Origin of the sequence: Fischerella sp. (assembly GCF_013388695.1) — a bacterium.
Lineage (GTDB): Bacteria > Cyanobacteriota > Cyanobacteriia > Cyanobacteriales > Nostocaceae > PCC9605.
This window is the reverse complement of record NZ_JACAEU010000003.1, coordinates 1-10,309: the sequence shown is the minus strand read 5'-3', so window position 1 is coordinate 10,309 and position 10,309 is coordinate 1. Positions and strand designations below refer to the sequence as shown.

General features: G+C 39.3%; 9 protein-coding genes. 1 reads left to right on the top strand and 8 read right to left on the bottom strand.

Features of this window, described 5'->3' with window-relative positions:
* Positions 1-153: 153 nt before the first annotated feature.
* Complete coding sequence (locus tag HXY43_RS00375; RefSeq protein WP_290878629.1) at positions 154-1,224, bottom strand: DUF3616 domain-containing protein; 1,071 nt, start codon at positions 1,222-1,224, stop codon at positions 154-156.
* A gap of 340 nt (positions 1,225-1,564) precedes the next feature.
* On the opposite strand from HXY43_RS00375, the gene HXY43_RS00370 reads away from it, so the two are divergent.
* The gene (locus HXY43_RS00370; RefSeq protein ID WP_290878632.1) at positions 1,565-2,533 is read left to right on the top strand and encodes a CHAD domain-containing protein; all 969 of its coding nucleotides are present in this window, start codon (positions 1,565-1,567) and stop codon (positions 2,531-2,533) included.
* 26 nt (positions 2,534-2,559) lie between these two features.
* Here the strand turns inward: HXY43_RS00370 and HXY43_RS00365 are convergent, their stop codons facing one another.
* From HXY43_RS00365 to HXY43_RS00335, 7 genes are all read right to left on the bottom strand, one after another.
* Complete coding sequence (locus HXY43_RS00365; RefSeq protein ID WP_290878626.1) at positions 2,560-3,327, bottom strand: class I SAM-dependent methyltransferase; 768 nt, start codon at positions 3,325-3,327, stop codon at positions 2,560-2,562.
* A gap of 43 nt (positions 3,328-3,370) precedes the next feature.
* Complete coding sequence (locus HXY43_RS00360; RefSeq protein WP_290878623.1) at positions 3,371-4,501, bottom strand: histidine decarboxylase; 1,131 nt, start codon at positions 4,499-4,501, stop codon at positions 3,371-3,373.
* 121 nt (positions 4,502-4,622) lie between these two features.
* Positions 4,623-5,678 (bottom strand): class I SAM-dependent methyltransferase, encoded by a 1,056-nt coding sequence (locus HXY43_RS00355; RefSeq protein WP_290878620.1) that lies wholly within the window; start codon positions 5,676-5,678, stop codon positions 4,623-4,625.
* Positions 5,671-6,651, bottom strand: coding sequence for a histidinol-phosphate transaminase (locus tag HXY43_RS00350; protein ID WP_290878617.1), 981 nt, complete (start codon positions 6,649-6,651; stop codon positions 5,671-5,673). The genes HXY43_RS00355 and HXY43_RS00350 overlap by 8 nt, the downstream gene beginning before the upstream one ends.
* Complete coding sequence (locus HXY43_RS00345) at positions 6,635-7,831, bottom strand: amidinotransferase (RefSeq protein WP_290878609.1); 1,197 nt, start codon at positions 7,829-7,831, stop codon at positions 6,635-6,637. Before HXY43_RS00345 ends, HXY43_RS00350 begins: the two co-directional genes overlap by 17 nt.
* Positions 7,832-8,046: 215 nt before the next feature.
* Positions 8,047-8,358 carry a multidrug efflux SMR transporter gene (locus HXY43_RS00340; protein ID WP_026731778.1) on the bottom strand — a complete coding sequence of 104 codons (312 nt, stop codon included), beginning with the start codon at positions 8,356-8,358 and terminating at the stop codon, positions 8,047-8,049.
* Positions 8,359-8,657: 299 nt separating this feature from the next.
* Positions 8,658-9,539: a fatty acid desaturase gene (locus tag HXY43_RS00335; RefSeq protein WP_290878602.1), complete on the bottom strand. Its 882-nt coding sequence runs from the start codon at positions 9,537-9,539 to the stop codon at positions 8,658-8,660.
* Between the last annotated feature and the right edge of the window lie 770 nt (positions 9,540-10,309).

Here is a 10,309-nt window from a genome sequence, read left to right as displayed (position 1 = left end):
GGCGTTGCTGAATCAAGATATGAATTTACAATTCACGGGTATGTAGAGACGTAGCATTGCTACGTCTCTACAATGATTTGGCATCGAACTACAAAAATGTATGCACACATAATTCATGACCAAATTCAGCAACGCCTCCACTATCATAAATCTCTACTGGCCTAGCTTAAATATATCTGCGATCGCACCAGTTTCACCCACTAACCTATTTTTTGCAGGAGAGTCATAAACCACTAACAGCGAGGGCATCCCGGCTATATCTTGATATGGTGTTATGCCCTCAGCATGATCGTTTCGATTTCCGTAAGGAATATCTTGTAAATACTCTGGGTAATACAGAACATCTTCTTGCAAGTGAATGCCACCTGATAATCGATACACTTGCACTGGGCCATCTAAGTCCATTGTTGGCCCTGCTAAGATTAACAAATCTTCTCCATCTAAATGCAAATCTCTAATTCCCAAGCCATTTAAGAACAGAAAATGCTTTTTGTACAGACTTCCCGCCTCTGCAATTGGCTTTAGTGTTAGCAGTCCTGTTTCAGAAAGTTCTACTTCTATTTCCAGCATCATAGCCCAACCCCGCAATACCGGGCCGCGCAAACCAAGAATAATTCGGTTTTGATAGACTGCTATACCTTCTATATCAAAGCCATTATCTTTACCAGGGATTTCTGCTTTGATAAAACAACCTAAATGAGGGTCGTTTGCCAAAGCTTCTATCAGCACGTTCCCCTGCTGAGTGACTTCTAATTTAGCAGCAACTAACTGCACATTTGCATTGTCGGGGTGGGGGCAAGTTTTCCACAGTTCACCGTCAACAAGGGGAATGCGTCCCAGAATATATCGATTTGGTTCTGATTTAACTTGGGTTAGCCTATTAATGTTTTTCGCATCCGATTTATCTGGTTTAGGTTTTTTGCGTTTCCAGCTATGGGAACCAACAAACCAGAGATAGCGATCGCTATATTCGATACCCTCAATATCAATTTCTTCGTCTTCAGGTGCAGGTAAATCAATAAATTCTTTGACATGAAATTGTTTATGTTCACCAAAATTATTGGCATCAATCCAAGAAAGACGTTCAATAGTGGAAGTTTCATCTGACCCAAACCACAAATGCTTTTCTGGTGTCAGCATTACAGCCGATAGGTCTTCCCGGTGTTCTATAAAACTATCGGTAAATGTGAGCAAAACTTGATTTAACAAACATGAGTCTTTCATTTTACATTGCCTCTATGGGTATCCGATTTTAACACTGTTTTTATAAAGGTATGATTTAATACTCCTCATGTATTCGTTTTTATAAAAACATTAAATAATTTGAATATTTGACAGAATATGGGTTAACAACAAAAAAAATAAAAGTTCAAATCATTGTTACACTTGTTTACTCTATAACAATTTTGTTTATTTCTATAAATTATAATCGGTAATTATGATAGTATTTGGCAATCTCAGTGCTGCACAGATGAGTTACAGATAACCAGTACTAGCTTTTAACTAATGCTATGATTCAATCAGTATGGACAATAGCAATATCTATAAAAGTGTATCAAATTCTATAATCTTGGCTACAAAATCTAAAGTGGAAAATCTAGGACAATACGCTTACTCAGCAATTCAAAAACACTTCAAGAAAACCTTAAAATGGGAAACAGAAGTTAAAAAAGATAAAGATCCAGAAGCGCTACATCAAATGCGAGTGGGAATGCGTCGTTTACGCACAGCTGTGAGTAGATTTGCCCCAGCTGTGGATTTACCGAAGGTGGTGAGCGATAAAAATGTTGGTAAAATTGCACGTCGCCTTGGCAATCTCCGAGATTTAGATGTACTAAAACAAACTTTGGAAAACTTTTGTCAACCAGATATACCTAAAAAAGAACGGCAATCTCTGCGAACAGCTTTGGATGCTTTAGGCAAACAACGTGAAGATGCACTGATAGATGTGCGATCGACATTAAAAGATGGGCGTTACAAAGCTATAAAACAGTCATTAAAAGATTGGTTAGATGAACCTAGTTATCAACCGCTGGCATCTTTGCCGATGCAAGAAGTATTACCAGATTTACTTTTGCCTGAAGTAAGTCATTTCTTGCTGCATCCAGGTTGGTTGGTGGGAACCCAAGTTAAGGAGTCTGAAATTGTCGTCTTGCGAGATTGGGAAGCAGAAAAGGTAGAACAAGAATTAGCAACTAACGGCAAGATTCTTCATAGTTTGCGGAAACAAGCCAAACGCATACGTTACCAAATGGAATTATTTACTGACTTATATGGTGAAACTTACACAACTTATGTTGCGGAACTAAAGAGTATTCAAGATATTTTAGGTTCTATACAAGATAGCACGGTATTGGGTGAGTGGCTTGCAGATGTCTTCGAGTCAGATTTTCACGCACAACTTCCTACCATCGCTACTAAAGTAGCAGAAAACCGCTACCAGATGTGGCAGCAGTGGCAACCTTTGCAGGAACGGTATCTACAAGCAGAAGTTAGACAGAGGTTGCATTTAACGGTACTTCATCCCATGTAAACTACGTGATTTGTAGTTTGAAACGATCAGCACGCTTCACAAACTAAAATTTGTTGGAGCGATTCTGGGGTAAATGGATTACCTTGGTAATCGCCCAACTTGCTTTCAACTTTAAACCCGTTGTATTTGAGTAACATCTCAATCTCTTGGGGAAAATATAATCGAATTTTGATGTCTTCAACAACTTCTTCCTGACCTGGAATGTGATAAAATAATCTTTCAGTAGCAATTTGATGTTCTACATCGTACTCTCGGGCAGAGGTAGCAATGATACTTCCACCACCCTGAGGATTTGGAAAAATACAATCTAGTATTCTTTTTCCGGCTAAGTGGACGACATCATTTAGATATCTAGGGTAGGGATTCAAAAGATCGATCGCAAATTTTCCCCCTGGTTGGAGATGTTTTCTTACACAAGCCAAACAGGATTCCGCTTCCTCTAATTGGAGTAGTATGTTGAAGGTAAAGTATGGCAGTGTAATTAGAGGAAATTGTGTGTCTAACTCAAAATTACACATATCACCCTTAACCCAGTTCACTTGGGAAGACTTCTGTCTAGCAAACTCTAGCATTGAGTCCGAGATATCAATACCTGTTACCTGAAATCCTGCTTCAGCTAAAGGGATGGCGGTTCTACCAGTACCGCAGCCAAGTTCCAGAACTGGATCTCCATACTTGCTGGCTAGTTCTAACCATAAAGATACATCTTTACGTTCAGACATAAAGAAGTACTGCTTACCCGCATGGAAGCAATCATAGAAATGAGCGTCCCAGAAAAAAGATTCTTCTGACATATCTTTAATACCTTTTAGAATATGAACTTTATATTAATGACTCTCAAGCTTGAGCTTGCAATAAATCGTCGATTAACTCATTAATTTTTTGAGTAGAAATATGTTGCATGACCACAACGTGAGCTAAGTTTCCTTCAATAGCAAGTTGCCATTTGTCGCAAACCTTAGCTGGAGGCTTTTTGAAAGCAACTGTAATTGAAAAGTCGTTGAGTAGGGGATTATAACCGATTTGCTGTAGGCGATCGCGCAAATATTGAGCATTTTCTAAGCAAGTTGCTACCTCCCTAGCAAACTTCTGTCCTCGGGTGGCGATCGCGTACCAAAGAAACAAAGCGTTTAAACCACAACGCGATCCGGTGATGGTGGTGTCATCCGTTCCCAAATACTCGATTCTTTTGCCAATCTTTTGAACATACTCCCGACGAGTCAGAACAATCCCAAAATGAATCGGAGAGCCAATAAACTTATGTCCGCTCACCGCAATACTGCCAATTGGATAATCTTGAAAACTAATTTTTGGTGCGCCATCAATGAACGGCAGTAACATTCCTCCTAGTGCAGCATCACAGTGAAGATGAAACTGAGTGATGTCAACTTGTTTTAAAATATCAACGACTCGCTCAATCCTGTCGATTGCTCCCTTCATTGTGGTTCCCAAATTCAAGTTGAGAATAGCACTTTGATGCCTGTGCGCTGATAGTTCTCTTTCTAGCTGCTCATAATCGATTTCACCATTCAATTGAGAATCAATTGGAGTGTAAGGAATTCTTAGTAAACGAGCTGCTTTAACAATAGAGTAATGGCTATCCTTGGAGGCGTAAAAAACACTATCTGGATACCTTTCTCGCCCTAAAAATAGACCGTAGATATTCCCTTCACTCCCGCCAGTCGTGACATATCCCCAATGGTTTTGTAGTTCATAAAGTTGAGCAAACCATTGCAGACTTTTCTGTTCAAACTCTTTGGCGTGACTCTTAACAAACTTGTCGTAGATGAAAGGATCGCCAGCGTTATTAATGTTGTATCGCAGAAAATGCCACAGACGGCTGTAGTCAAAGGCGAGGTTTTCCGAGTAACCAGCATTGAATTCTACCTGTTGAGTCATCTGTTCTAGAAAATCATTCAGGAGAGTATCAATAGATTCCTCAACCGAGCATAAGGGAGATGTAATCATAATTTTGCTAAAAATTAACCATCTTTTATGTTGAACGAATTCAAATTAGAAAGACTCTGCGTTCCTCTGCGGTTCCTCTGCGCCCCTCTGCGTTTAAAAAAAACTACGCTCTTACACAAAACTATACTCCATATTCAGCATATTTTAATACATAGCCAATTACTAAACCTGTAGGATCTACTTTTGGATCGACAGCTTCTTTTTTGATAATCTCAAAACCAGATTTGGTAAAAATTTCAGTCCATTTTTGATCTGAAACTAGCTTTTGATCGGTAAATGGATGCAGGAGAAAGTAGGGATTATAAAACCCTAACCCGAGAGGAGATTTCATCACTTCTTCATTATCAATTGCGTAATCGACTTCAATCACATGAAGATAACTATCAGGAAAATTAACGCCAATATTTTTGATAAACTCAATCAAAGCTGCTTCTCCATTCTGACCATATATTTCTTGCAGGACAAACCAAAATAAAATAAAGTCAGGAACTTCATTAATTTCATGGTCAAGGGCAGCACTATTAACCAAAGTTATCCGCTCTTGCAAATTTTTGGCTGCCACTAAATTAAGTCCAGCTTGATATGCTCCTTCATCAGGCTCAACCCCAATTGCTTTAATATTTGGGTTTTGGTTACAAAACTCGCACAGTCCCAAGGCGCTACCACAACCGTAATCAACGATTGTTTTGACATTGGGTTTGATTTCTTCCATCATTTTCTTTGCCAATGGGAAGACATCATTTTGAGAAATTTGACATGCACCAACTCCCACCCATTTGCCATTCCTGGATACGTAGTTCGTGCCCTGGCTCATAATGTTGGTGATGTTAGCAAATATAGATGAATAACCTCCTATCAATAAGTTGAACCATCCTTGATAGTAAGTGCTGATATTTTTACCGTAGTTAGAAATCTGAAAATTAACTTGACCATTTTCAGAGGTGCTTTTCTCTAAAATTCCCTCCACTGCTAAGTATTCAAATACAGTTCTTAATAGGTTAGGATCGTATCCCTTTTTTTGGGCGATCGCATTTATATCTAATCCATCTTCCAACAGAGAAAAAATGCCTTCCTGTAGAAAACTATAAATCACTTGGCTAGCGGCAAAGCCTCTGAGATAACCTAGAGACTTTTCTAAGCCTGGTAGAAATTCATTGCTAATTACATTACTAGACATGAGAAAATTTAAACTCCTTTAAAGCTGTCAACAATTGATTATTACTCTCATAATTTCCCAAACTAATTCTCAAGTAACCATACATACCAAACAAGGCAGCATCTTTTACACGTAGTTGCTTGTTTTGCAGATAGCGCATTAATTGATTTGAGTCATCTTTGACAAGAAAAAAGTTAGTGTGGGTAGGTACAACATCAAATCCTAACTCTGCGATCGCTGCAACCATTCTTTCTCGCTCTTGAATAACTTTTGCAGCATTGATTTTGTAATAATCGTCTTCTAATGCCTGATTCAGTACTTCAATAGACATTGAGCTAATATTACAGCACCACTGTCTCGCTCTCATTTCACTAACTGCATTTGCGTCTCCCACTACAAAACCAAGACGTAAACCAGCCAACCCAAACGCTTTAGAAAATGAGCGAAAGACGAACATATTTTCTAGTCGTCTGCTTACCCAACTTTCACGATCTGAAAAATCAATATAAGCTTCATCGATCAATAGCTTCCCACATCTTTGCATAACTTTTTGAATAGCATCATCCTCGAAGATATGCCCGGTAGGATTATTAGGGTTAGCTAAAATCACGAAATCGTTGGGGGTGATGCAGTTAATTGATGACTCGTTTATCCTGAAGCTATCATCTAAACTCATCAAGCAATGGTCTTGATGATTGACTTTAACGCGCCATATATAAGCATCAAAGGTTGGATTGAAAATAACGAAGCGCATTTCACGAAACTGTTGTATCAGTCGATCGATCGCCTCATCAATTCCTTGGGTTAATAGAACAGTTGAGTCAGCAACAGAGAACTTGCTAGCAATTTTTTGAATAACCCCATCTTCTAATCCGAAAGGATATCGACTACAGTCGTCTACAGCAGAATAGATAGCTTCCTTGACACAAGCAGGTAAGGGATATGGGTTTTCATTCAGGTCTAGCCTTATCATCGTTTCAATGTTCGGTTTCATTGAGTTCATCCATATCTAGGGGGTGAGAAAATCCATACTCTTCAAGTTGTCCAGTGCGACGAATATCACAGGTAGCGCAGTGGAAAGACCCGCCAAAGGTGTAAAAGTTGCGGAAATTCACAGGAATGACTTTAAAGCCTAAATCTTTCAAGAGTTTCTGAGTGGGTTCTTCCTGCCGTTCCACAATCACACGTTCTGTGTCTAGACTGAGAAGATTCATGCTAATCCACTTACTGGCAATGGGTAACTTCCAGTAGTCGGGAGTCGTGGGTAATGCTGCTTCTACTAAATCCCAACCTGCTTTCTTAAATAATTCGCTTTGTACAGGAGGGCGATCGGGGTTAATCAGAGCTAGTCCCGGTCTAAGTGGTACTAGCGATGCATCAATGTGCATGGGATTAAGATCCTGGAACTTAATTTCGTGAACCCGATACCGCTCTCCTAGATGTCGTCTGAGCCAGGTAATTCCGATCCGATTGGTAACGTGACTGCGCTGCACAAAAAGATCGCGTCCAAAGCGGACAATATCGGCTGCATCAAAGCAGGGTTCAAACTCCGTTGTAACATAGCGCCCTTGCCTAACCAATGCTTCCTGTTCTTCTGGGGATTTGGCAGCAAAGTCAAAATCATAGAGTTCATCTGACATTAAAGGCTTCGGCGCTGTTGTCCACTTCGCTCCTCGTTGCAGATATTCTTTCATCAAAGAACGATAGGCACGATATTCAAAAAACCGCGATCGCCATGCCATTGGTGCTTCAATGACTTCATTACCCACAACAATCAGTATGTCGCGTGGCATGGCTGCATACATACCGGAAGCTTCAAAATCAGGTGTTGCATAGGTGCGAGAAAAGTCAACGATATCGGGTCGCCGTACAGTCACGCCTTCCATCTCTAAGATATGACAGAACTCGTTCAGTTCTTTAGCGGCTGCTTCTACTAAATCTTTGCTAAACGAGTGACCACCTAATTGTTGAAAAAAATTCCAATACTTTGGAGGCGCATCAACTTTAACGCTGGCTTCAAATTGGGGTACCGCCGCACCCTCAACGCGACCTACAATTACTTCTTGCAGAAGATCCCATTCGTTGTGGCTATTAACTACTTTATTAACTACTGATAGTTGTAGGTTAGGTAATTCAACAAGTCCAATTGTCGAAGTCTGGTGAGTTTGAAACATCAATTAAATCTTTCCTATTTTGAATTTGGAGTATATGAATGCTTCATAAGTACGTAGGTGGGAATAACAACAGCTATGTGTTTTGAAATTTAAAAATAGCTGAAACTATTACCATTGACGTAGACGCGCTTTACTCGGCTTCCCGCAGGGTATGACAAATGACAAATGACGACCCTCACGAGTTAACTTTATTCGTGTCGCCTAGTCACAGGAATTTAAAGTATCTTCAAACCCATTACACCAATAACAATCAAAGCAACGCAAACAGAACGAACTGTTCCATAAGTCTCACCAAACAGAACGATATCTGCAATCACAGTACCAGTAGCTCCAATGCCAGCCAGCACCGCATAGGTAGTTCCAACGGAGATTGTTTTGAGTGCCTGCGATAAAAAGAAGAAACTAAGAAGTGTGACAAAAGTTGTGGCTGCGGTTGGTAGGAAATTCGTCAATCCGTTGCTCCACTTCAATGTGACTGCCCACGTTGTTTCTAGAAGACCTGCAATCAGAATATGTATCCACGCCATAAGTTAGTGATGCTAAGCTATCCTTTTTAGCCCTAGATAGATTGTTTTGAATCTTATTGTTGAGATTGCAAACAGTGGACAATCTCCATATAATAAGTAATCAAAAATTTGTACAAGTTTGCTACGACGAAAACATCTATGTGTTTCACATTTAAACTTGTTAGAATGATATCGAATTAATGCAATAAGAAAATTATTGCACCTATAGTCGATATCGTTATAAAATTACGTCAAATTTTTTGTAAAACTTGAGTTAGAGAAATCGCGATAGTGAGAATCAACTTCTCAGACAAGTGGCATCAGTACGGCAAAGTTTGCTTAACTGAAGTATCAGTATTTCCTTTGTGATGCATAAAGCCTAGAGATGGTGGAAACTTCAACACTACTCTATCAACGCTATCTAACTTCTCACATAGATTTTGATATATTTTTGGTCTCTGGCTCCAATGCACTTCAGGACGCAAGTGATGTTCTTGATGATAACCTTCATTGCAGAAAAGCAGATTGTAGACATGACCATAATAGCTAGTTGAGTTTGCATATCGATTTTCAGGTGTCGCACCAAAGTGTTCATAATAATTAGTTAAATATGCAATGAACCAACCTAAATAGAATATAGGCACAAAAAAGAATAAAATAAACTTCCACGAAAGCAGCAAATATCCAATAATTGCTAAGATAATAGCAGCAAATTCCAAATATAATTGCAAGCTTTCATTGTATTTTTTTGCCTGACGAAATGACTCAGTCATATCATCACGAAAAATTGCCAAGGCACAATAAGTTATTACATTTTCACATCTACCATTTTTCCCATAGGCAAATGTAGAAGAACGATCTTGAGTTTGACCGTCTGCATTTTGCCTATCGTTGCCATACTGATGATGATTGAAATGTATATAACGATAATGAGCCACTGGTGTAACCAAGTTAGCTGAATTTATTATCGCATAGATATTGTTGAGGAACTTAGATTTAAACCAAGGAGTATGAACAAAGTTATGCGTAGGAACTAGGGCATTGTACCAAAAAAGAAAGAGACAGAATGGATAAAATAAGAGGTTATCAAAAAAAGTACGTGATTCCCAAGTTGCTGCCAACCAAATATTTAGTACTAGCTGAAAAATTGTGATAGCAAAAGGAAGGCTATCCCACCAAGAATACTTAAATAATATCCTCATTTTTTTAGTTTTGGGTAAAGATAAACTTTATTGCCACTTAATTCCCACACTGAAGCAAGGCATAGAATGGAGAGCATCTCAATGCAGGAAAAAATACCCGGCGATTGGAAATCTTCGAGCTGATTGTCCTCTATTCTCTTCGTTATCGCAGATTCTCTTTTAGTTCAGATGTGCTAACTTTGTTTCACACTACCTTCACGTTTGTTTCACTTGCCAGGGGGTTTGCCTACTGGACAGAGGTATATCAACAACCGTGAAGGTAAAAGCATCACAAAATATGCTTTCTTATGAAAGCATTTTGGCTCTATGGGGATTACGGGAATGGATTTAGAAGAAAACCTTTTGAAACGCCTGTTGAGGAAGACTTTCAAAGTCGTAAACTTCAGACCGCTGAATTGCTTTTAGCTAAATTGTTCTCACTTATTTTTACGACTCACCTCCCCGGACGGCTATTGAGCTAAAAATTTAATATTTTTTTTACTATCCTAGAGTTTTTCAGTTTTTGCATAATCTGTCAATGATAAATCGTCAATACAATGTTGTATGAATTGATATCAGCATTGTAGTTAGGTTGGCACAAACAAAGTTAACTGGTGGCGATCGCCAACTGAAGCGGTGAGACATGGCATCACATCAAGGTCTTTCGCATGGGATTGACAACTCCCCGCCGTAGAACGGCGGAGATTCTTCCTTCACCCAACATTGCCTCTAAAAGCAGTGCCTTTAGATGGTCTTACACGTTGTCCAGAAGCGGTAGCGAGATGCCCTCC

Bases quoted from the DNA above. Each gene is read 5' to 3' on its own strand.
- HXY43_RS00375 (WP_290878629.1), bottom strand. From the start codon at position 1,224: ATGAAAGACTCATGTTTGTTAAATCAAGTTTTGCTCACATTTACCGAT.
- HXY43_RS00365 (WP_290878626.1), bottom strand. From the start codon at position 3,327: ATGTCAGAAGAATCTTTTTTCTGGGACGCTCATTTCTATGATTGCTTC.
- HXY43_RS00360 (WP_290878623.1), bottom strand. From the start codon at position 4,501: ATGATTACATCTCCCTTATGCTCGGTTGAGGAATCTATTGATACTCTC.
- HXY43_RS00355 (WP_290878620.1), bottom strand. From the start codon at position 5,678: ATGTCTAGTAATGTAATTAGCAATGAATTTCTACCAGGCTTAGAAAAG.
- HXY43_RS00350 (WP_290878617.1), bottom strand. From the start codon at position 6,651: ATGAAACCGAACATTGAAACGATGATAAGGCTAGACCTGAATGAAAAC.
- HXY43_RS00345 (WP_290878609.1), bottom strand. From the start codon at position 7,831: ATGTTTCAAACTCACCAGACTTCGACAATTGGACTTGTTGAATTACCT.
- HXY43_RS00340 (WP_026731778.1), bottom strand. From the start codon at position 8,358: ATGGCGTGGATACATATTCTGATTGCAGGTCTTCTAGAAACAACGTGG.
- HXY43_RS00335 (WP_290878602.1), bottom strand. From the start codon at position 9,539: ATGAGGATATTATTTAAGTATTCTTGGTGGGATAGCCTTCCTTTTGCT.